Source organism: Kribbella sp. CCNWLW201 (genome assembly GCF_037203805.1).
Taxonomy (GTDB): Bacteria; Actinomycetota; Actinomycetes; order Propionibacteriales; family Kribbellaceae; genus Kribbella.
In genome coordinates this window covers 446828-468081 of sequence record NZ_JBBCBQ010000003.1, presented here as the reverse complement: position 1 = coordinate 468081, position 21254 = coordinate 446828, and the positions used below count along the sequence as shown (strand labels likewise).

Sequence of the window (21254 nt, the reverse complement as noted above, 5' to 3'; positions counted from 1 at the left end):
TGCGAGGAGGCGCAGATGAGTCTGTTGCGGAAGAAGACGATCGAGCAGTCGATCGCGGACACCGACGAGCCTGAGTACCAGCTCAAGAAACGCCTCACCGCCGTCGATCTGACGGTCTTCGGAATCGGCGTCATCATCGGTGCCGGCATCTTCACCCTGACCGGCCGGGCGGCGAAGGCGTACGCCGGGCCGGGTATCGCACTCTCGTTCGTACTCGCCGCGATCTGCTGCGCCCTGGCCGCACTGTGCTACGCCGAGTTCTCATCCACGGTCCCGGTATCGGGATCGGCGTACACCTTCTCGTACTTCTCCCTCGGTGAGATCTTCGCCTGGATCATCGGCTGGGACCTGCTGCTGGAGTTGATGCTCGGGGCAAGCGTGGTGGCCCAGGGATGGTCGACGTACGCCGCTTTGTTCCTGGATCAGATCGGATTGGGCTGGCCCGAATCGATCGGTCCGGACAGCAGTGTGAACGTGCTGGCGATGCTGCTCGTCGTCGTCCTCGCGACACTGGCGACGATCGGGATCAAGGAGTCGCTGCGGGTCAACCTGGTGCTGGTCGCGATCAAGCTCTTCGTGGTGCTGTTCGTGATCGTGGCCGGCCTGTTCTACATCAAGGGCTCGAACCTGACGCCGTTCATCCCGCCGAGCGTGCCGAACCCGGATCCCGAGGTCACCATCACCACGCCGCTGTTCCAGGCGCTGTTCGGGTTCGCCCCGTCGACGTTCGGCGTGATGGGCCTGGTGTCGGGTGCGTCGCTGGTGTTCTTCGCGTTCATCGGGTTCGACGTGGTCGCGACCACCGCCGAGGAGGCGCGGAACCCGCAGCGCGACCTGCCCCGCGGCATCATCGGCTCGCTGGCGATCTGCACCGTGCTGTACGTGCTGGTCTGCATCGTGATCACCGGCATGATCAAGTACACCGACATCAACAGCGAGGCGGCGCTGGCCGAGGCGTTCCGGTCGGTCGGCCGGCCGAGTTTCGCGACGCTGATCTCCGCCGGTGCGGTGGCCGGTCTGACCACGGTGGTGCTGACGCTGATGATCGGTGCGGCCCGGGTCGTGTTCGCGATGAGCCGTGACCACCTGATGCCGCGTGAGCTCGGCAAGACGCATCCGAAGTGGGGTACGCCGTACCGCCTCACCATCGCGATCGGCATCGTGGTCGCGATCGTCGCCGGGGTCACCCCGATCGGCAAACTCGAGGAGATGGTGAACATCGGCACGCTGGCCGCGTTCACCCTGGTCTCGATCGCCGTACCGATCCTGCGCAAGCGCCGGCCGGACATCCAGCGCTCGTTCCGGGTGCCGGGCAGCCCGGTGATCCCGATCCTGGCCGCGCTGATCTGCATCTACCTGATGCTGAACCTGACGCTGGAGACCTGGCTGCGCTTCGCCATCTGGATGGCGATCGGCTTCGTGATCTACTTCGTCTACGGCTACCGCAAGAGCCGCGTCGGCGAGGAAGAACGCACCGGCGAGAGCACCCGGGCGTAGGGCTAGACCACTCCGGGGGCGGCTGGCGGTAAGATCCGTCAGCCGACCTCTGGAGGGGATCTGATGAAGCACCCGCGACGCCTCTTCGCGGGTGTCGCCGCGCTTGTGCTGGCGGGGACGGCCGGGGTGGTCGCCGTACGCCTGCAGCAGGGTGGCTCGACGGTGGGCAGCAGCGCGGCCGCGGTCAAGGCGACGGCCACGCCGGGACAGCTGACCGACGCGCAGAAGGCGGCCCGGAAGACTGCCGTCGACGCGATTCTCGCGAAGCGCTCCACCGCGGTGCTGAAGGGCGATCTGAAAGGCTTCCTGGCGGCCGTCGACCCGAAGCAGCCGCAGTTGGTCGCGCGGCAGCGGATGCTGTTCACCAACCTCCGCAAGTTCCAGTTCACGACCCTGAAGTATTTCGTCGCGGACGAGCGGCCGTCGAAGGTCCTGATCGACAAGTACGGCGCGTACACCTTCTCGACCCGGGTGATGATGCGCTACCAGCTCACCGACCTGGACGCGAAGCCGGTGCAGACCGACCTGGGCTACGCCTTCGTCGAGCGCGCCGGCAGCTGGATCCTGGTCGACGACAGCGCCATCGAGGAGACGCTCAGCCCGGACGGACACCGGCAGCCGTGGGACTTCCAGGAGATCTCGGTGATCCGGAAGGGCCGGGTGTTCGTCGTGGTCGACAAGGGCGAGCAGGCTCTCGGCGAGAAGATCGCCAAGGCGTCGCAGGGCGCGGTCGACGGTGTACGACGGCACTGGCGCCGACCGTGGAACGGTGCCGTGATGGTGGTCGCGATGTCCGAGCCGCGGGTGATGGCGACCGTCTGGACCGCGGGCAGCGGGTACGGCTGGACCATCGCGGCCAAGGCGGTCTCCCTGTACGACGGCGAGCCGTGGGCGCAGCGGTCGCTCCCACCGGTGAGCAGCCGGATCGTCGTCAACCCGGCGCTGCGGACGAAGCTGGACCAGGATCTGCTGGTGCACGAGATGACGCACGTCGCGACGCTCCGGCTGGGGATCAAGACCCCGCTCTGGCTGGTCGAAGGGATCGCGGAGTACGTCCGCTGCGCCTCGATCGAGGACGATCCGCACTGGACGGTCGACCCGTATCGCAAGACGGTCCGGACCAAGTACCTGTCCTCGATGAAGGTGCTGCCGAGTCAGGCGGAGTTCGACGCGGCGGGGGATCAGTCGTACGGCCAGAGCTGGTGGATCACGTCGTACCTGGTCGACGAACTGGGCGAGAAGGGTGTGGCGTCGCTCTACACCGATCTCGCCCAGCACAACACCAGCCAGACCCAGTACGCCGCCATCCTGAAGAAGCACACCGGGAAGACGGCTCCCCAGTTGGTGGCCGCTGCCAAGAAGTTCAAAGGCTGAGCACATTCAGCGCGTGCCGGTGACGACGAGCATTTCGCAGGGGCCGGCGAAGCCGTTCGGGGTTTCGAACTGGGTGAGTTGGTCGGTGATCTCCTGCCAGGCCTCGGTCCGTCCGGCCTCGTCGAGGCCCGACAGCATCTGATGCAGGGCGCCGAAGGACTCGCGTTCGAAGCGGACGCAGTCGGCGGCGGTGGGCAGCCGGACCGGCGACGGTACGACGTCCACGGTGATGTCGTGGAACCCGGCCGCGGTGAAGGCCTGCTCGGCGACGCCTGGCGCCCCCAGGCTGAACGGACCGGGCTGACCGGGTGCCGGTGGCGGGAGTTCGGCCCGGCGGCGGATGATGCCGACCGGGATCGAGAAGAAGCCGTTCCGGTCCGGTGTCGAGTAGACCACCGCGGAGAACCTCCCACCCGGTCGCAGCGCCCGGTGGATGCCGCGCAGAGCAGCCTGCTGGTCCGGGAAGTAGATCAGGCCGACGCGGGAGATGGCGGCGTCGAAGCTGCCTTCGTCGAGCGCGGACAGATCCTCGCCGTCGGCCTCCAGTGTTTCCACGGTCGACATCCCGGCCTCGGCCGCCAGTTGGGCGGCGTACCCGAGGATGGCCGGCGAGATGTCGGTCGCGAGCACGTGGCCGCTGGGGCCTGCGAGCTTTGCCGCGGCGAGCGTCTGGCCGCCGGCGCCGGCGGCCACATCGAGGACGCGGTCACCGGCGCCGATGCCGGCCGCGCCGACCATGGCTGCGGTGGCGTCGCCGAGCCAGTCCTCGATCGTCGGGCCCCAACGGTGCCAGGCCTCCGCGGCGTCCTCCCACTGCGCGCGGGTGGTCTGCTTGTAGACCTTCGGGTCGAAAGTGACGGTCATGGTTTCCCCTCCTGTGTGAGGGTTCCAGCCCAGCAGCCGAGCCGGTGGGGAAACTAGTACTGGTTCTGGACTCAAGTGGTACACATCTTGGACCTGGGCACACAATGAGCCATGCGAGACTACGGCCAGTACTGTCCGGTGGCGTTGGCCAGCGAAGTGCTGGCGGACCGCTGGACGCCCCTGATCGTGCGCGAGCTCGTGCTCGGGAGCCGGCGGTTCAACGACATCGACCGCGGTCTGCCCGGCATCTCCCGCACGCTGCTCAAGCAACGCCTCAACCACCTGGAACGCAAGGGTGTGCTGGAGCTGATTCCGGTCGCCCGCGGCCACGAGTACCAGCTCACCCCGGCCGGCCGGGACCTCGAGGGCGTGATCATGGCGATCGGGGAGTGGGCGGTGCGGTGGATGTTCTCCGAGCCGCAGCCCCGCGAGGTCGATCCCGTCACCCTCACCTGGTGGATGTCGCGCCGCGTCGATTTCGAGAAGCTGCCCAGGCAGCGGGTCACCGTCGAGTTCGAGTACCGCGGCGACGACCCGACCCGCATCTGGCTGATCCTCGACCGGCTGGAAGCTTCGGTGTGCACAGACCACCCTGGCTTCGACTCGGACGTCGTCGTCACCACCGAGCCGGTGGACCTGATGCGAGTCTTCTCCGGCATCGTCAGCATGCGTCAAGCCGCCGCGGAAGGCACTGTCGCCATGACCGGCCCACCACGGCTCACCAGGGCTCTGCCGACCTGGTTCCTCTGGAGCCCCTTCGCCCCCGCCGTCCGGGAACGGATCGGCTAGGACAGCTGCTGGGGGCCGGAGCGGGCTTCCGGCTCCGCACCGACCCCCAGCGGTCTAGGCGAGGCTGGCGATGCCCTTCGGGAGGAAGCGCGCGCCGTTGGTCTTCTCGGCGAGACCGGTCCGGTCCAGGTACGGCGTGATGCCGCCGAGGTGGAACGGCCAGCCGGCGCCGAGCAGCAGGCACAGATCGATGTCCTGCGCCTCCGCGACCACGCCCTCCTCGAGCATGATCCGGATCTCCTCGGCCAGCGCGGTCAGCACCCGGGTGCGCAGCTCCTCGGCCGTCGACGGCTTGTCGCCGACCGTCACCAGCGCCTCGACCTCCGGGTCGACGACCGGCTTGCCCTCCGGCCAGACGTAGAACGAACCCTTGCCAGCGGCAACCACCTTGGCCAGGTTCTCCGACACCGCGAACCGGTCCGGGTAGGCCCGGTTCATCGTCTCCGCCACGTGCAGCGCGACCGGCAACCCGACCAGCTGCAGCAGCACGAACGGCGGCATCGGCAGACCCAGCGCCGACAACGCCTTGTCCGCCGCGGGGATCGGCGTACCTTCGTCCACTGCTGCGCTGACCTCACCCAGGAAGCGGGTCAGCAGCCGGTTCACCACGAACGCCGGCGCGTCCTTCACCAGCACACAGGACTTCTTCAGCGTCTTGCCGACCGCGAACGCGGTGGCCAGCGTCGCGTCGTCGGTCTGGTCCGCGCGGATGATCTCCAGCAGTGGCAGCACCGCGACCGGGTTGAAGAAGTGGAACCCGACCACCCGCTCGGGGTGCTCGAGGTCCGCGGCCATCTCGGTGACGGACAGGGACGAGGTGTTCGTCGCCAGCACCGCGTCCGGCCGGATGATCTTCTCCAGATCGGCGAAGATCGTCTTCTTCAGCTGCAGTTCCTCGAACACCGCCTCGATCACGAAGTCCGCGTCCGCGAAGACGGCCCGGTCCACCGACCCGGTGACGAGCGCCTTCAGCTGGTTCGCCTTGTCCGGCCGGATCCGGCCCTTGCCGAGCAGCTTGTCGATCTCACCGTGCACGTACCCGACCCCGCGGTCCACCCGCTCCTGGTCCAGGTCCGTGAGTACGACGGGCACCTCGAGGCGCCGTACGAACAGCAGGGCCAACTGGCCCGCCATCAGGCCTGCACCGACGACGCCGACCTTGCCGACCGGGCGGGCGAGCGACTTGTCCGGCGCTCCGGCGGGGCGCTTGGCCCGCTTGTTCACCAGGTCGAAGGCGTAGAGACCGCTGCGCAGCTCCTCGCTCATGATCAGGTCGGCGAGCGCCTCGTCCTCGGCCGCGAACCCACGGTCGCGGTCGTTGTCCTTCGCCGCCGCGATCAGGTCCAGGGCCCGGTACGGCGCCGGGGCCGCACCGCTGACCTTGAGGTCGGCAAACGCCTTACCCCGGGCAACCGCCGCGTCCCACGCGTCGCCACGGTCGATCTCGGCGCGCTCGACCGTGATGTCGCCCTTGAGCACCTTGCTCGCCCACAGCAGCGACTGCTCGAGGAAGTCGGCCGAGTCGAGCAGGACGTCGCCGATGCCGAGCTTGACCGCCTCCGGGCCGCTGAGCATCTTGTTCTGGTTCAGGGCGTTCTCGACGACGACCTTCACCGCGTGATCCGCGCCGATCAGGTTCGGCAGCAGGAAGTTGCCGCCCCAGCCCGGGATCAGGCCGAGGAACACCTCGGGCGTCGACAGCATTCCGGCCGCGACCGAGACGGTGCGGTAGGTGGCGTGCAGCGCGACCTCGAGACCACCGCCGAGCGCGACACCGTTCACGAACGCGAACGACGGCTTGCCGCCGTCGACCAGCTTGCGCATCACGCCGTGCCCGATCCGGCCCAGGTTCAGCGCCTGCTCCCGGTCGGTCAGCTTCGGTACGCCGGTCAGATCCGCGCCGGCGGCCAGGATGAACGGCTTGCCGGTGACACCGATCGCGGCGATGTCGTCGCGCGCCAGGGCGGCGTCGATCGCGGTGTTCAGCGACGCCAGCCCCTTCGGGCCGAACGTGTTCGGCTTGGTGTGGTCGTGCCCGTTGTCGAGCGTGATCAGCGCCATCGTGCCGGCCTTGCCCGGCAGCACGACGTCGCGGGAGTGCGCGAGGGTGACGACCTCGTCGGTCTCGATCGCGACCGCTTCGTCAATCAAGTCTTGGAGGCTCACTTGGACTCCTCGCTTCGCTCGGCGCCCAAGTGAGCGGGAGGCTGCTGTGCTACTTGGTTCACTCGCGTGCGCTCGCTCACGAGGCCGCCCCTTCCCAGTTCGGGTTCTCCCAGATGACCGTTCCGCCCATGCCGAGGCCGACGCACATGGTGGTCAGGCCGTACCGGACCTCCGGGCGCTGCTCGAACTGCTTGGCCAGCTGGTTCATCAGCCGGACGCCGCTGGACGCCAGCGGGTGGCCGTAGGCGATCGCACCGCCGTACGGGTTGACCCGCGGGTCGTCGTCGGCGATGCCGTAGTGCTCCAGGAACGCCAGCACCTGGACGGCGAACGCCTCGTTCACCTCGAACGCCTGGATGTCGTCGATCGTCAGCCCGGCGAGCTTGAGTGCCTTCTCGGTTGCCGGGACCGGGCCGACGCCCATCACCTCGGGCTCGACGCCGGCGAAGCCGTACGAGACCAGCTTCATCTTCGGGGTCAGCCCGAGCTCCGCGGCCGCCTCGGCGGAGGCGAGCACGCACGCGGTGGCGCCGTCGTTGATCCCGGCCGAGTTGCCGGCCGTCACCCGGCCGTGCGGACGGAACGGCGTCTTCAGGCCGGCCAGGTCCTCGACCGTCGTACCCGGTCGCATCGGCTCGTCGGTGCTCGCGTAGCCCCAGCCCTGCTCGGCCGACCGGGTCGCGATCGGGACCAGGTCGGGCTGGATCAGGTCGTTCGCGTAGGCCTTGGCGGCGCGCTCCTGGGATGCTACGGCGAACGCGTCCGCGCGCTGCTTGGTGATGGTCGGGAAGCGGTCGTGCAGGTTCTCCGCGGTCGACCCCATCACCAGGGCAGAGGTGTCGACCAGCTTCTCGGAGATGATCCGCGGGTTCGGGTCGACGCCCTCACCCATCGGGTGCCGGCCCATGTGCTCGACCCCGCCGGCCACGACCACGTCGTACGCACCGAAGGCGATCCCGGCGGCGGTGGTGGTGACGGCGGTCATCGCGCCGGCGCACATCCGGTCGATGGCGTAGCCGGGCGTGGTGTTCGGCAGACCGGCCAGCAGGGCCGCGGTCCGGCCGATGGTCAGGCCCTGGTCGCCGATCTGGGTGGTGGCCGCGATCGCGACCTCGTCCACCCGCTCCGGCGGGAGCTCCGGGTTCCGCCGCAGCAGCTCCCGGATGCACTTGATCACCAGGTCGTCGGCGCGCGTCTCGGCGTACTGGCCCTTGGCCTTGCCGAACGGGGTGCGAACGCCGTCGACGAACACGACATCGCGGATCTCACGGGGCACGAGGGCTCCTCTGGGGGTCGGGAAATCTACCCCGATGCTACCCATGGGTAACAGAAGTCCCAAAGCACCCCGCCCTGTGCGGCTGCTCACAGGGCGGACGGCTGGCACTCACCAAGCCCTACCTCGGAGTGCTCCCGCGTGCTGGCTGAGCGTGACTGATCGCAGCGGTGGGAAGTTGGTGAGTGGCGCAGGTCCGGTTACCCGTGGCATCCGCGCGGGAATCGGCGCATGCTGGTGGCAGGTAGCTATGGGGAGACGCTCTATGAACAACCTTGATCTCGCCGTACCGGTGCTGAGCCGGGGCAAACACCGCAATCCGCGCAAAGGCGCCTGCTTCATGGAGTTCGCCTCTTACCTGGCCGGCGAGCCGTGGTCGGACCACCCGTCCTGCACCCACCCGCTGCTGGCCGGCGTGGCGCGGGACGTCAACGACTGCACGACGGACGCAGGCCGGACCAGACTGGCTCCACTGATCCCCTCCGTGATCGGGCTGACTCCGGACGACCCACACGTCGTACCGCGGGTGACGGCGCGCTGCATCCAGCACGCGCTGCCGATCGTGTCGCAGGAACGGCAGTACATCCTCGCGGTGGCGCTGCTGGTGGGGGAGCGGCACCTGGCCTCGCTGGACGGGCGTCCACTGGACGACCTCGAGCCGGCCTCGCGGGAGGCGCTCGAATCGGTCCCGTCCGCGACCAAGTGGGCGCGGTCCTTCACCTCCCGCGGTCACCGGGGTACGCCGGACTTCGCGAAGCGGACCGCACCACGGGCCGTGTCGTGTGCGGTCGAGGGCATCTCGCAGGCGTGCGTGACGGACCCGGACGACCGGCTGTACAACCTGCTCACCGCGGCGATCGACGAGTGCAAGGCCTGGATGCCCAAGCCCGCACCGGTCGAGTTCGTCCGCCGGGAGTCGATCGAGATCCGCTGAACCGGACTCGTGGCTGATGTCGCCGGGCTTTGCCGGCCCGGCGACGTAGGCTCGGCTGTGTGACTCTCGAAATCGACACGGATTCCGGGCTGATGCCGGTGCACGTCTGGGAAGGGTCCGGCCCGGGTCTCCTGCTGTTGCAGGAGATCTTCGGCGTTTCGGACTACATCAAGCAGCGCGGCCAGGATCTGGCCGATCTCGGGTACTACGTGATCGCGCCGGAGATCTACTGGCGGCTGGACGACACCGAGCTGGACGAGTCCTCTCCGGAGCTGCTGAAGCAGGCGATGGCGATCGTCGGCCGGCTCGACTGGGATCTGGCTGTCTCGGACTCGGTCGCCGCGCTGGAGTACCTGCGCAGCCGGGACGCCGGGACCGGTGTGATCGGGTTCTGCTTCGGCGGCGGGCTCGGGTTCAACGTTGCCGCGATGTCCCCGACGGACGTGCTGGTGAGCTACTACGGCTCGGCCCTACCCCGGTTGCTGGACCTCGCGCCGAAGGTGGACGCGAAGAGCCTGCATCACTTCGGCGACGCCGACGAGTATCTCCCGGTCGATGACCTCGTCGCCGTACTGCGTAATGCCGAGGTCCATCGTTATCCCGGCGCCGGTCACGCGTTCGACAACCCGTTGCCCGATTTCCACCACGCCGAAGCCTCCGAGCTGGCGTGGCGCCGTACTGTCGCGTTCCTCTCCCGTCACCTTCCTACCTCCCAAGGATCCGAATGAGCCTGTACGACATCCCGCTGACCACCCTCTCCGGCGCCGCGACCTCCCTCGGCGAGTACAAGGGCAAGGCCGTCCTCATCGTGAATGTCGCCTCGAAGTGCGGTCTCACCCCGCAGTACGAGGGCCTGGAGAACCTCCAGAAGACCTACGCCTCCCGTGGTTTCACCGTCCTCGGCGCACCTTGCAACCAGTTCGGCGGCCAGGAGCCGGGCTCGTCGGAGGAGATCTCCACCTTCTGCTCGACGACGTACGGCGTGACCTTCCCGATGCTCGACAAGCTCGAGGTCAACGGTGAGGGCCGCCACCCGCTGTACGACGAGCTCACGGCGACCCCGGACGCGGCGGGCGAGGCCGGGGACATCCAGTGGAACTTCGAGAAGTTCCTGGTCAGCCCCGAGGGCACGGTCGCCGCGCGCTTCCGCCCTCGCACCGAGCCGGAGTCGCCCGAGGTCGTCGAAGCGATCGAGGCCCAGCTGCCGCGCTAGGCCGTGCCTGGCGATCCCGCGCCTACTGCGCGGCACTCGGCACGGCACGGATCGCCAGCCACGACCTAGTCCAGAGGTTTCGCCGGGGCTTCTGCTGCCATGGCGTCTGTGAGGACTTGGGCCGTGAGGCCGATCTGCCACTCGCGGGCGCCGTGGTCACGCAGGAAGTTGCTGACCACTTCCAGCGTCGGGTCGGACGGCGGGGACCAGGCCAGGCGGCGGATCGTGTCCGGCGCCATCAGATTCTCGGTCGGGAGGCGATGCGCTTCGGCGATCTCGCCGACACCGGATCGGGCGGCCGACAGACGAGCGGCCGCGTCGGGGTCCCGGTCGGCCCAAGCTCGCGCCGGCGGTGGGCCGTCGTACCGCGGGCCCTGCTTCGGGAGCTCGGACTCGGGCAGCCGTCGCGCGTGGTCGATCGCCTCCCACCACGTGCGCATGTGCCGGTGGGCGCCACGACCCTTGAACGCGGTCAGTCGCTGCAGCGTGTCCCGGTCGGCCGGCATCGCCGACGCGGCCTCCACGATCGCGGCGTCCGGCAGGATCCGGCCGGGGGAGATGTCGGCGGCTTCCGCGATCTGGTCGCGCGCCTCCCACAACGCCCGTACGACGGACAGACTGCGGCGATTGCGGACCCGATGCATCCCCGACGTACGACGCCAGGGGTCCGGCTTCGGCTCACGCGGGGGAGCGGACAGAATCGCGGCGAACTCCTGCTCGGCCCACTCCCATTTGCCCTCGCGACGCAGCTCGGCCTCGATCGCGTTGCGCAGCTCGATCAGCATCTCGACGTCGAGCGCGGCGTAGATCAGCCAGGGCCCGGGCAGCGGGCGGGTCGACCAGTCGGCCGCGGAATGCTCCTTGCGCATCCGGTAGCCCAGCACCTCGCTGACCAGCGAGGCCAGGCCGACCTTCGGGTAGCCGAGCAGGCGGCCGGCCAGCTCGGTGTCGAACACCTTCCGCGGCACCATCCCGACCTCGGCCAGACAGGCCAGGTCCTGGTTCGCGGCGTGGATGATCCACTCGGCGTCGACTATCGCGTCGCCGAGCGCGGACAGGTCGCCGAACGGGATCGGGTCGACCAGGGCCGAGCCGGCACCTTCACGGCGGAGCTGGACGAGGTAGGCGCGATGCGAGTAGCGGTAGCCGGAGGCACGCTCGGCATCGACGGCCACCGGGCCGGAGCCGGACCGGAACGCCTCGACCACGTCGGTCAACGCGGGGTCGGTGTCGACGACGTCGGAGAGGCCGTCACGGAGCTCGAGCAGGGGCTGGTGTGCGGTCGGGTCGTCCGGGACGGGCGGCTGCTGGGTCTCTGCCGGGCTCATCGGCCCCGCTGTCCGCGCCGGGTCGGCATCGCCACCACCCCCGGCGGCACCGGCGGCAGGCCGGCCGCCGTGCAGAGCACCTCGCCCCACGCCTCCGCGTGCGGGGTCACGTCCACCAGGCCACCAGGTCCCGGTACCGGACTCCAGGACGCGCGGATCTCGATCTCCGCCGTCGCGTCGTCGTCGGCCATCCCGCCGAAGCTTTCGGATACCACCCTGGTGACGGTACCGCTCGGGGCCAGGAAGTCGGCACCCCGGTCGGTCAGCGCCTCCATCAACCAGGTCCAGCCCACGCCGCCGAGCAGCGCGTCGGTCACCATTTCCGGCTCGACGGCCGCACGCACGTACGCGACACAGCGGAAGGTCGACTGCCAGGCGTCGTTCCCGTCCGGGTCGTAGAGGATGACCAGGCGGCCGGTGGCGACATCGTCACCGTCGACCGTCACGTCGGCGCTGACCGCCGCCGCATGCGGTGCGATCCGCTGCGGTGCGGGCATCTCCTCGACGAATACCTCGGGCCGGAACCGGGCACCACGCAACTGCGTGACTGCCTCGGCGAACTCCGCGGGTGGCGCGTCGACCTGCTTGCGGGCACCCATGCTTCGCAGCCTACGACTGATTACTCACCGACGCCTGTGACGACGCGCCGATAACAGGCCGCGACGACGCGCATACCCCGCTTTCCAGCCTGCCCGAGGCCGCTGCTCCACAGCCGCGTGGGATTATCGCTGTGTGCCCCTGAACCAGCCGCCATCACCCAGCGCGACCGACCGATCTCCCTTTCTGCTCGCGGCGCGGGGTGAGCCCGGTCCGCATACGCCGGTGTGGTTCATGCGCCAGGCCGGGCGGTCGCTGCCCGAATATCGGGCGGTCCGTGAGGGCACCACGATGCTCGAGTCCTGTATGCGTCCCGACCTCGTCGTCGAGATAACGCTGCAGCCGGTACGCCGTTACGGCGTCGACGCGGCCATCTTCTACTCCGACATCGTGCTGCCGCTGAAGGCGGTCGGCTTCGACATCGAGATCAAGCCCGGCGTCGGCCCGGTGGTCGCCGCGCCGATCCGCGACGCGGCCGGTCTGGAAACGGTCCGCCCGGTCACTCCCACGGATGTGCCGTACACCTCGGACTCGGTGAAGCAGCTGGTCTCCGAGCTCGACGGCACGCCGCTGATCGGCTTCGCCGGTGCGCCCTTCACGGTGGCGTCGTACCTGGTCGAAGGCGGGCCGAGCAAGGACCACGCCAAGACGAAGGCGCTCATGCACGGCAACCCGAAGCTGTGGCACGCGCTGGCGGACCGGCTGGCCGACGTGGCGATCGCGTACCTGTCGGTGCAGATCGAGGCGGGCGCGTCCGCGATCCAGCTGTTCGACTCGTGGGCGGGTGGGCTCTCGGCCCGTGACTACGCCCAGTTCGTCCAGCCGCACTCGGCCAAGGTGTTCGAGGCCCTGGCGTCGTACGGCGTACCAAGGCTCCACTTCGGCGTGAACACGGGCGAGCTGCTCGGTCTGATGAGCGAGGCCGGCGCGGACGTCGTCGGGGTCGACTGGCGGGTGCCGCTGGATGAGGCGGTACAGCGGATTGCCAGGGCCGGATCGGGTCCGAAGCCGGTCCAGGGCAACCTGGATCCGGCGCTGCTGTTCGCCGGCTGGGACGCGTTGGAGCCGGAGATCGACCGCATCCTCGCGGAGGGGAAGGCGGCTCCCGGCCATATCTTCAACCTCGGCCACGGGGTGCCGCCGGACACCGATCCCGAGGTGCTGCACCGCATCGTCCGGCACGTCCAGACCAGGTCGGCCCGTGTACCTGCCTGACCAGGAGGTGACGCTGGAGCGCCTGACCGACGCACACGCGGACGCCGTGCTCGCCTTCGAGCGGGAGAACCGCGCGTACTTCGCGGCCTCGATCCAGGATCGCGGGGACGCCTTCTTCGAGGAGTTCGCCGAGGTGCATGCGGCCCGGCTGGCTGAGCAGGAGGCCGGGGAGTGCCAGTTCCACGTCTTGGTGGACAACTCCGGCGCCGTGGTCGGGCGGGTGAATCTCGTCGACATCGAGGACGGCTCGGCGGAGCTCGGCTACAGGATCGCGGAGAAGGCAGCCGGGAAAGGGCTCGCCTCGGCCGCGGCACGGGCGCTCGTGGGGCTCGCCGCCTCGGAGTACGGGCTGACGGCGCTGCGGGCGGGGACGTCAGTCCGGAACGTGGCATCGCAGCGGGTGCTCGAGCGGGCCGGGTTCCGGCTGGTCGGCGACGACGGGGATCAGCGGGTGTACGAGCTGAAGCTGGAGGATGCGTGACTTCGGTTGTCGTGGTCGGTGGCGGCATCAGCGGGCTGGCGGCCGCGTACGCGCTCGCGACCGGGCCGAACCCGCCGCGGATCACGGTGCTGGAGGGGTCGCCTCGGCTCGGCGGCAAGCTCGCCGGTGACGAGCTCGAAGGCGTTCCGGTCGACCTCGGTGCGGAGTCGGTGCTCGCCCGGCGGCCGGAGGCGGTCGACCTGATCAAGGCGGTCGGGCTCGCCGACGACCTGGTGCACCCGGCGACCACGTCGGCCGGAATCTGGATCGGCGACCGGATCCGCGCGATCCCGCCGACGGTGATGGGCGTTCCGGTCGACCCTGCGGCGACGATCGACGTACTGGGCTCCTCGGCTGCCGACGCGGTTGCGCACGAGGCTGAGTTGCCGGCGCCTGCGTTGACTGAGGATGTGGCGATTGGCAGGTTTGTCGCTGAGCGCATGGGGTCGGCGGTCACGGACAAGCTGATCGACCCGTTGCTGGGCGGGGTGTATGCCGGGCGTGCCGAGGAGATCTCACTCGCGGCCGCCGTACCCGAGTTGTATGCGAAGCTGCGGACCGCGCCGAGCCTGCTCGCGGCGACCGCCGAGCTGCGGGAGGCGGGTCAGCGGCGGGCGGGGGAGCCGGTGTTCGCGGGCGTCGTCGGTGGGGTCAACCGGCTGATCTCCAGACTCGAGAAGGACCTGACGGCTCGGGGCGTCGAGATCAGACGCCAGCTGGCGGTACGGCGGATCACGCGGACGGCCGATGGTTACGCGCTGGAGGCCGGTCCGGTGCCGGCTCCGACCCGGCTGACCGCGGATGCCGTGATCGTCGCCGTACCGGCGTCTCCTGCGGCCCGGATGCTGGCGGAGCTGGTGCCTGCGGCTTCGACTGAGCTGGCGACGATCGAGTACGCGAGCATGGCGATCGTGACGCTGGCGGTGCGCAAGCGGGACTGGCCGGAGGGTGCCACGGGCTCTGGGTTCCTGGTGCCGTCGGTGGAGGGGCGGACGATCAAGGCGTCGACGTACTCGCACGCGAAGTGGCAGTGGTCGGGTGATGCCGGGGGAGAGCTGGCAGTACTGCGTGCCTCGGTGGGGCGGCTCGGGGAGGAGTACGTGCTGCAGCGGCCCGACGAGGAGCTGGTGGCATTGGCTACTGCGGACCTAGAGCGTGCAGTGGGCTTGCAGGCGCCCGTGGTGGGCTCTCTGGTGACCAGGTGGGGTGGTGGGCTTCCGCAGTACGCAGTGGGGCATTTAGACCGTGTAGACCGCATTGAGGCGGCTGTGGCGGCCATGCCTGGTCTGGCCGTGTGTGGAGCGGCGTACCGAGGTGTGGGCATCGCTGCCTGCGTCGCCTCGGGCACCAAGGCGGCAACCCGGGTGCAGGCACGCCTGGACGCATTGGCGACAATGGGTCCGTGACAGAGAAGCCGAAGGCGCGTGAACTGAACAATGTGATCCGCTACACCATGTGGTCGGTCTTCAAGGTGGAGACCCCGCTGGGTGACGCGGACCGGGACGAGTTGACCGCCGAGCTGTCCGAGCTGGTCTCGAAGCTGTCGACGGACGATGTGGTGATCCGCGGGATCTACGACGTCGAAGGATTCCGGGCCGACGCGGACTTCATGATCTGGTGGCACGCGCCGACGTCGGACGCGCTGCAGAAGGCGTACCACGCGCTGCGCCGGTCCCGGCTAGGGCGGCACCTGGCGCCGATCTGGTCACAGCTGGCGCTGCACCGGCCGGCCGAGTTCAACAAGAGCCACATCCCGGCGTTCCTGGCCGACGAGGAGCCGCGGGCCTACGTGTGCGTGTACCCGTTCGTGCGCTCGTACGAGTGGTACCTGTTGCCGGACGAGGAGCGCCGGTTCATGCTGGCCGAGCACGGGAAGATGGCCCGCACCTATCCCGACGTCCGGGCGAACACGGTCGCCTCGTTCGCGCTCGGCGACTACGAGTGGATGCTGGCGTTCGAGTCGGACGAGCTGCACCGGATGGTCGACCTGATGCGTGATCTGCGGGCGTCCACCGCGCGGCGGCATGTGCGTGAGGAAGTGCCGTTCTACACCGGCAAGCGGACCGAGCTCGGCGAGCTGGTCGCCAACCTCGCCTGATCCGCGTGGCTGACTCTGGGTCTCATTCCGGTTTGGATTCTGGGCACCGCAAGGCCTTCCCGGTGCTCTACGTCGGGAACGTCCGCCGGTCCGTCGAGTTCTACGCCCTGCTCGGGTATCGACAGACGTACCAGTTCCCGCTGGAGGGCGACCCGCACTATGTCGGCCTGGAGCGCGGTGATTCCTCCCTCGGCATCGCCGACTCCAACTGGCCCGAAGCCCAGCTCGGCATCACTGTCGGCACCGCCCCGCGCTTCGAGCTCTTCGTGTACGTCGACAACGTCGACGCCGACGTGGAGACCTTCCGGGCCGCCGGCCACTCGATCCTGCAGGAGCCGGCCACCATGCCCTGGGGCGAACGCCAGGCCTATGTGGCCGACCCCGACGGCAACCCGGTAGCCCTCGCCACCCCGATCTGAGCCTCAGGTGCCCGGCTTCTGCAGGAGGTAGTCCTGGGCGCGCATCGAGGTGGGTGGCTTGACGTCCTCCGGCTGGAGTTCCCGCAGGTCGCGCTCGGTCAGGCTGTCCGGGTCGCGCTCCGAGAGCCGGGTCGCCTGGTTGGAGATCGCTTCTTCGAGCACGTTCCGGATGAACCGGCCGTTGCCGAAGTTGTGGCCTCGCGGTGCCGGCGGGATGACCTTGCGGACCACGTCCAGCACCCCGTCGGTGTAGAGCATGCCCTTCTGCCGGGCCTGGAGTTCGAAGATGGCGACGAGCTGGTCGGTGTCGTACTCGCTGAAGGACAGCAGCTTCGGGAACCGTGACGCCAGCCCGGTGTTGGACTCCATGAAGCGCTGCATCTCGCGGTGGTACCCGGCGACGATCACGACGCAGTCGTTGCGGTGGTCCTCCATCATCTTCAGGATGGTGGCCACGGCTTCGAGGCCGAAGTCGCCCGGGCTGTTCTCCGGCACCAGGGTGTAGGCCTCGTCGACGAACAGCACTCCGCCGATCGCCTCGCGGAACTTGGCCGCGGTCATCGGCGCGGTGGTGCCGACGCTGGGGCCGACCAGGTCGGACCGGTCGACCTCGACCACGTGGCCCTTCTCGAGTACGCCGAGGTGCTTGTAGACCCGGCTGAGCAACCGGGCGATCGTGGTCTTGGCGGTACCGGGCTTACCGACGAACACCATGTGCCGGGCGCGCTCGTGACTCGGCAGACCGAGCTCCTTGCGGCGCAGGTTGGTCCTGATCTCAGCCACCATCCGCCGGACCGAGTCCTTCACCGAATCCAGCCCGACCAACAAGTCCAACTCGGCAAGCGGGTCATCGCCGACGGCCACCGGAACAGCAGGCTCGGACCGCACCGTGGGCTTGGGCGCGACATCCGCCGCCGGCTCGACATCCGCCGCGGGCTCAGGGACGATCTCGGCCACCGGCACCACCCTGGCCACAGGTTCGGGGACGGCTTCGACAGTCGGCTGGTCGAGAACCCGGAAGAACGCGTTGAGGTCGGGCACCTGCGGCTCAGGCCACGGCGACTCCTCGAGCACGCCGGCCAGGTGGACCGACATCCGGGTCGCCGCGGCCGCCCAGGACCGCGCCAGCACCTGCTGATCCCGCCGTACCGCGCGAGCCAGCCACTCGGCATTGCGGGCCAACCAGTCCTGCGGGTCGAAGCCGCCTCTGAGGTCGGCCAGGGCGTTCTCCACGTCCCAGCCGGCGACGCCCAGAGTCTGAGCCACGGCCGGAGGCTGGCCGCCGAGCCCGTTGGCCAGGATCAACCGTGCCAGCAGTTGCGCAAAGTCGCCGGCGTCATCGGCCGGAACCGCCATCACCAGCTTGGCGTGCGCGTCCCGCAGCGCGTTGAGCGTGTACTGCAAGGCCGACGTGGGCCCGGCGAGCTCCGGCAGCACCGCCCGTTCGTCGTCGCTGAGCGCGGCAGTCCGCCAGAACTGGGCGATCGTCTCGTAGTCCGCAGCCGTGTGCATCCGGGTCGCCTCACGGTCCGCCAGCACCCGATCGAACGCGCTGGTCAGGGCCCGAGCGCGAGCCGCCATCGGCGGCGCGTCGACGAACAAGCTCACCACGTCCCGAGACAACTGCAGCGCCTGCCGACGCCCGTCTTCACGGAAGCCCCGCGCGCCGGACACAGCCTGCAGCGGCCAGTCGGTCGCCGCGACCCGGATCAGATGTCCGGCACCGCCGTACCGGACCGAAGGCCTGTAGAAGTCCCGGGTCAATACGGCGGCAATATCGGCGTACTCGCCGTGGAGCACGGGGATCCACCCAGTCAGCAGTGGCGAGACCTGATGGGTGAACCACACCGCGGCAGGCGTTCCTTTGGCGAAGTCCGGGAAGGCGTCTGCCCGCAGCGGCCGCAGCGTGCTCGTGTCCTCGGCCCACGCCCGCAGTTGGCCGCGTACACCGGCCACCCACTCATCTGGCACTTCCCAGGGCTGCTCGGCAGCGAGGACGTCCAGAACACGCGGTCTCCGGGTGTCGACAGCCACATGCATCCTCTCCGCCGTAAGGCACCTTGCGGCGGATCACTCTAGTGTGTCGGCGGCCGAAACCCCGCCCTCACGCGGGGGTGAGGGTGAGGCTGATGCTGTTGATGCAGTAGCGGAGGTCGGTCGGGGTGCCGTAGCCCTCGCCTTCGAAGACGTGGCCGAGGTGGGAGCCGCAGTTGGCGCAGCGGACCTCGACCCGCTTCATGCCCAGCGTGCTGTCCTCGATGTACTCGACCCGCTCCTCGGCCAGCGGCGCGAAGAAGGACGGCCAGCCGCAGTGCGAGTCGAACTTGGTCTCGCTGCGGAACAGCTCCGCATCACAGGCCCGGCACTTGTACACGCCGACCGTCTTGGTGTCGGTGTACTCACCCGTGAACGGCCGCTCGGTGCCGGCCTTGCGCAGTACCTGGAACTCGGCGGGGGAGAGCTGCGCCTTCCACTCCGCGTCTGACTTCTGTACGGCGTACTGCTTGGTGTCATCGGTCACGAGTCCAGTATCGGCGCCCGGGCAAGGAAAACCCCGCCCGGGCGACCGCACGTAAGACTCCCGAAATCAGCGCACCCAGGAAGGCAGCGGTACGACGCGCACCACCTGCGGGTCGTGGTCGCTGATCTGGTCCGGGTACTCGGCGTTCATGTGCACGATGTCGTACGACGAGGCCGGCTTCAGGTTCTGCGAGATCAGGATCTGGTCCAGGATCTGGCTGTTGCCCTCGAACACGTAGCTGTAGCGCTCCGGCAGCGGCAGCGTCCGCGGCATGTCGATCAGCGCCGTCTTCCCGGCGCCGACCAGGATGTCGGTCGTCTGCGAGAAGTCGAAGTCGTTGATGTCGCCGAGCACGATCACGTTGGCGCCGGTGTCCTTGGCCAGGATCTGGTCCACGAACCCACGCACCGACTCGGCCTGCTGGTGCCGCTTCGCCGCGGTCACCTGCACCGGCGGCTGGGTCCGGCCCCACAGCGGGTCGTCGCCGTTCTTCGAGCTGAAGTGGTTGACCACCACGAACATGCTCTGGCCGCGCCACTTGAACTCGCCGGCCAGCGGGACGCGGGCAGCTGCCCAGGCAGGGTTGGCCGGGTCGACCCGGCCGGGCGAGGAACTCAGGTGCGGCCGGCCGAACCGGTCGGTGGTGATCGTGGTCGCGACCGTCGAGCCGCCGCCGGGACGGTCGACGAACTGGACCGGCCTGTCGGTGCGGTACATGAACGCGACCCGGATGTTGCCGCCCGGCTCACCACCTTCGGCGTTGTTCACCGGGTCGATCTGGCGGTAGGCGTACTCCGGTCCGCCGGCCTTCACGATTGCGGCCGCGAGCATGTCCAGGGTGACGTTGGCGGCCGTCGTACCGGAGTTCGTGGCGCCGTCGTTGTCCTGCACTTCCTCCAGACCGAGGATGTCCGGCGAGGCGAGGTTCTTCACCACTGCCTGTGCGAGTCCGTCGAACTTGGCGGCGCCGTCGGACGGGTCCAGGTTCTCCACGTTGAACGTCGCCACCGAGACCTGCAGCGGCGACGAGGCCTTGGTCGTCTCGCGCTGGACGCCGCCGTCGACGACGGTCGGGGTCTGCGTCGGCAGGAACTTGAAGTTGCCGAACGAGTAGTCCAGTACTCCGGCCACGACGCCGGCCAGCTTGTCCCCGGTCTTCGCCGTCGGGATCGGAGTCAGGACGTCGTCCAGCAGCACGCGCTCCGGGTTGCTGTCGGCCTTCTGCAGCACGATGCCGCCGCGGACGGTCCGGACGCTCGAGCCGGCCGGTACGACGGACAGTTCGCGGAACGAGCTGGTGGGGCCGGTGACCTGGGGCTGGTCGATGCCCAGCCACATGCCTTCCAGCGACTCCCAGAAGTCGATGCCGTCGGTGGCCGGCTGGAACGTACCGGTCGTCTCGACGTCACCGTTGGAGTCGTCGTCGATCACGGTCGACGGCGGCACGCGGCCGCCCGGGCCCACGATCGTCGGCGCCGGCACGGCCGCGGCGCCGGTCACGGTGATCGTCGGGTTGGTGATCTCGGTGGTGGTCAGGTTGTCGGTGCCGCCCGAGCCGCCGGGACGGAACTCGACGACCGTGCCCTTGACCGTGACGGCGTCACCGACGGCCACGGTCGGCGCCGAGCTGGTGAACACGAACAGGCCTTCGCTGGTGGCCGGGTCGGCATCCGGCTGCGGGTCCTGGAACCAGAAGCCGTTGTTGCTCTTCGCGGTGACCACACCGGTCACGTTGGCGACGAGCTTGCCGTTCAGCGGCGACAGGTGGGCCGAGCCCTGGATGTCGTGGATCTTGGCGTCGATCGGGTCCGGGTCCGGCGGCGTCGAGGTCAGCGTCTTCGGCGACGGGTTGACCGCGGCGAACTCGGCGCCGTTGTTGTCCGCGTCCGTGGTCGGGACCTTGCGGGTGGCCGAGGTGGTGTTGGAGAGCGCCGGCGCCGGCGCGGTCTCGAACTCGCTGGCCGATCCGTAGCCGACGAAGTCGACCACACCGGGTGCGGTCGGGCAGCCCGTCGTACAGGTCAAGGGGGTGGCCGCCGAGACCAGGGCGACCTTGCCGTTCGTCGCGGACATGGCGATGCTGCCGGTCGCGTCCGGGGTCGGCATCGGCTGACCGGCGCCGGCGCCCGCGCCCTCCTGCACGAGGTAGGCGGCGCCCGGAGCGAGGCTGCCGGTCAAGGGGGTGACTGCCCAGGTGGTGCCGGCCGCGGACGCGTACTGGACCGACCAGCCGCTCAGGTCGATCGGCGAGCTGCTGTTGTTGGTCAGCTCGATGAAGTCGTTCGTGTACGGCGCGCCGGTGTTGCCGCCACCGCCGTACACCTCGGTGATGACCACGGTGGACGAGGCGGCGTCCGCCGGTGCGGCGACGAATGCGACCGCCGCGCCGGAGAAGATGAGACTCGAGGTGACCACGAGGGCGCCCAGGCGGCGCCGTGGTCGGTTCAGGGCAGACATGGCCGGATTCTCACACCCGCACTGGTCC

The 21254-nt window shown here is 69.2% G+C and carries 19 protein-coding genes; 11 read left to right on the top strand and 8 right to left on the bottom strand.

The genetic code is table 11. The annotated features are described in order from the left end of the window. Positions 1 to 15 precede the first annotated feature (15 nt). Positions 16 to 1497 carry an amino acid permease gene (locus tag V9K99_RS17645; protein ID WP_336999842.1) on the top strand — a complete coding sequence of 494 codons (1482 nt, stop codon included), beginning with the start codon at positions 16 to 18 and terminating at the stop codon, positions 1495 to 1497. A gap of 63 nt (positions 1498 to 1560) precedes the next feature. After that, entirely contained in the window at positions 1561 to 2871 is a 1311-nt protein-coding gene (locus tag V9K99_RS17640) for a peptidase MA family metallohydrolase (RefSeq protein ID WP_336999844.1), read from the top strand. 6 nt (positions 2872 to 2877) lie between these two features. Here the strand turns inward: V9K99_RS17640 and V9K99_RS17635 are convergent, their stop codons facing one another. Beyond that, positions 2878 to 3735 (bottom strand): class I SAM-dependent methyltransferase, encoded by an 858-nt coding sequence (locus V9K99_RS17635; protein WP_336999846.1) that lies wholly within the window; start codon positions 3733 to 3735, stop codon positions 2878 to 2880. 111 nt (positions 3736 to 3846) lie between these two features. Here V9K99_RS17635 and V9K99_RS17630 point away from each other — a divergent pair, with 111 nt between their 5' ends. Beyond that, a complete protein-coding gene (locus tag V9K99_RS17630) occupies positions 3847 to 4524 on the top strand; it encodes a winged helix-turn-helix transcriptional regulator (protein WP_336999848.1) in 678 nt (225 codons plus the stop codon). Between the two features lie 54 nt (positions 4525 to 4578). On the opposite strand, the gene V9K99_RS17625 is transcribed toward V9K99_RS17630, so the two are convergent. Both V9K99_RS17625 and V9K99_RS17620 read right to left on the bottom strand, forming a co-directional pair. After that, positions 4579 to 6690 carry a 3-hydroxyacyl-CoA dehydrogenase NAD-binding domain-containing protein gene (locus V9K99_RS17625; RefSeq protein ID WP_336999850.1) on the bottom strand — a complete coding sequence of 704 codons (2112 nt, stop codon included), beginning with the start codon at positions 6688 to 6690 and terminating at the stop codon, positions 4579 to 4581. Positions 6691 to 6766: 76 nt separating this feature from the next. Further along, the gene (locus V9K99_RS17620; RefSeq protein WP_336999852.1) at positions 6767 to 7966 is read right to left on the bottom strand and encodes a thiolase family protein; all 1200 of its coding nucleotides are present in this window, start codon (positions 7964 to 7966) and stop codon (positions 6767 to 6769) included. A gap of 262 nt (positions 7967 to 8228) precedes the next feature. Between V9K99_RS17620 and V9K99_RS17615 the strand changes: the two genes are divergently transcribed. Genes V9K99_RS17615 through V9K99_RS17605 form a run of 3 tightly spaced genes read left to right on the top strand, consistent with a single transcriptional unit; the run spans position 8229 to position 10110 of the window. Continuing rightward, entirely contained in the window at positions 8229 to 8897 is a 669-nt protein-coding gene (locus tag V9K99_RS17615; RefSeq protein WP_336999854.1) for a hypothetical protein, read from the top strand. A gap of 59 nt (positions 8898 to 8956) precedes the next feature. Beyond that, a complete protein-coding gene (locus V9K99_RS17610; RefSeq protein WP_336999856.1) occupies positions 8957 to 9625 on the top strand; it encodes a dienelactone hydrolase family protein in 669 nt (222 codons plus the stop codon). Then, the gene (locus V9K99_RS17605; RefSeq protein ID WP_336999858.1) at positions 9622 to 10110 is read left to right on the top strand and encodes a glutathione peroxidase; all 489 of its coding nucleotides are present in this window, start codon (positions 9622 to 9624) and stop codon (positions 10108 to 10110) included. The genes V9K99_RS17610 and V9K99_RS17605 overlap by 4 nt, the downstream gene beginning before the upstream one ends. A gap of 65 nt (positions 10111 to 10175) precedes the next feature. On the opposite strand, the gene V9K99_RS17600 is transcribed toward V9K99_RS17605, so the two are convergent. Together V9K99_RS17600 and V9K99_RS17595 are read right to left on the bottom strand one after the other, a co-directional pair. Then, positions 10176 to 11438, bottom strand: coding sequence for a ribonuclease D (locus V9K99_RS17600; RefSeq protein ID WP_336999859.1), 1263 nt, complete (start codon positions 11436 to 11438; stop codon positions 10176 to 10178). After that, positions 11435 to 12037, bottom strand: a complete 603-nt coding sequence (locus V9K99_RS17595; RefSeq protein WP_336999861.1) for a DUF3000 domain-containing protein — start codon at positions 12035 to 12037, stop codon at positions 11435 to 11437. Before V9K99_RS17595 ends, V9K99_RS17600 begins: the two co-directional genes overlap by 4 nt. Positions 12038 to 12170: 133 nt before the next feature. Here V9K99_RS17595 and hemE point away from each other — a divergent pair, with 133 nt between their 5' ends. From hemE to V9K99_RS17570, 5 genes are read left to right on the top strand one after another with little or no spacing between them, the layout of a single operon-like run. Continuing rightward, entirely contained in the window at positions 12171 to 13250 is a 1080-nt protein-coding gene (gene hemE / locus V9K99_RS17590) for a uroporphyrinogen decarboxylase (RefSeq protein ID WP_336999863.1), read from the top strand. After that, positions 13237 to 13731: a GNAT family N-acetyltransferase gene (locus V9K99_RS17585; protein WP_336999865.1), complete on the top strand. Its 495-nt coding sequence runs from the start codon at positions 13237 to 13239 to the stop codon at positions 13729 to 13731. The genes hemE and V9K99_RS17585 overlap by 14 nt, the downstream gene beginning before the upstream one ends. Then, positions 13728 to 15137 (top strand): protoporphyrinogen oxidase, encoded by a 1410-nt coding sequence (gene hemG, locus V9K99_RS17580; protein ID WP_336999867.1) that lies wholly within the window; start codon positions 13728 to 13730, stop codon positions 15135 to 15137. The genes V9K99_RS17585 and hemG overlap by 4 nt, the downstream gene beginning before the upstream one ends. Beyond that, positions 15134 to 15829, top strand: a complete 696-nt coding sequence (gene hemQ, locus V9K99_RS17575) for a hydrogen peroxide-dependent heme synthase (protein ID WP_336999869.1) — start codon at positions 15134 to 15136, stop codon at positions 15827 to 15829. Before hemG ends, hemQ begins: the two co-directional genes overlap by 4 nt. A 32-nt stretch (positions 15830 to 15861) precedes the next feature. Continuing rightward, positions 15862 to 16248 carry a VOC family protein gene (locus tag V9K99_RS17570; protein ID WP_336999870.1) on the top strand — a complete coding sequence of 129 codons (387 nt, stop codon included), beginning with the start codon at positions 15862 to 15864 and terminating at the stop codon, positions 16246 to 16248. A 3-nt stretch (positions 16249 to 16251) separates the two neighbouring features. On the opposite strand, the gene V9K99_RS17565 is transcribed toward V9K99_RS17570, so the two are convergent. The 3 genes from V9K99_RS17565 to V9K99_RS17555 form a co-directional block, all read right to left on the bottom strand. Then, on the bottom strand, positions 16252 to 18219 hold the full coding sequence (locus V9K99_RS17565; RefSeq protein ID WP_337336399.1) for an AAA family ATPase: 1968 nt from the start codon (positions 18217 to 18219) through the stop codon (positions 16252 to 16254). 133 nt (positions 18220 to 18352) lie between these two features. Next, positions 18353 to 18769: a peptide-methionine (R)-S-oxide reductase MsrB gene (gene msrB, locus V9K99_RS17560; RefSeq protein WP_336999875.1), complete on the bottom strand. Its 417-nt coding sequence runs from the start codon at positions 18767 to 18769 to the stop codon at positions 18353 to 18355. Positions 18770 to 18835: 66 nt separating this feature from the next. Next, complete coding sequence (locus V9K99_RS17555) at positions 18836 to 21226, bottom strand: lamin tail domain-containing protein (protein ID WP_336999877.1); 2391 nt, start codon at positions 21224 to 21226, stop codon at positions 18836 to 18838. Between the last annotated feature and the right edge of the window lie 28 nt (positions 21227 to 21254).

Bases quoted from the DNA above. Each gene is read 5' to 3' on its own strand.
- V9K99_RS17630 (WP_336999848.1), top strand. From the start codon at position 3,847: ATGCGAGACTACGGCCAGTACTGTCCGGTGGCGTTGGCCAGCGAAGTG.
- V9K99_RS17600 (WP_336999859.1), bottom strand. From the start codon at position 11,438: ATGAGCCCGGCAGAGACCCAGCAGCCGCCCGTCCCGGACGACCCGACC.
- V9K99_RS17605 (WP_336999858.1), top strand. From the start codon at position 9,622: ATGAGCCTGTACGACATCCCGCTGACCACCCTCTCCGGCGCCGCGACC.
- V9K99_RS17615 (WP_336999854.1), top strand. From the start codon at position 8,229: ATGAACAACCTTGATCTCGCCGTACCGGTGCTGAGCCGGGGCAAACAC.
- V9K99_RS17555 (WP_336999877.1), bottom strand. From the start codon at position 21,226: ATGTCTGCCCTGAACCGACCACGGCGCCGCCTGGGCGCCCTCGTGGTC.
- V9K99_RS17645 (WP_336999842.1), top strand. From the start codon at position 16: ATGAGTCTGTTGCGGAAGAAGACGATCGAGCAGTCGATCGCGGACACC.
- V9K99_RS17640 (WP_336999844.1), top strand. From the start codon at position 1,561: ATGAAGCACCCGCGACGCCTCTTCGCGGGTGTCGCCGCGCTTGTGCTG.
- V9K99_RS17595 (WP_336999861.1), bottom strand. From the start codon at position 12,037: ATGGGTGCCCGCAAGCAGGTCGACGCGCCACCCGCGGAGTTCGCCGAG.
- V9K99_RS17635 (WP_336999846.1), bottom strand. From the start codon at position 3,735: ATGACCGTCACTTTCGACCCGAAGGTCTACAAGCAGACCACCCGCGCG.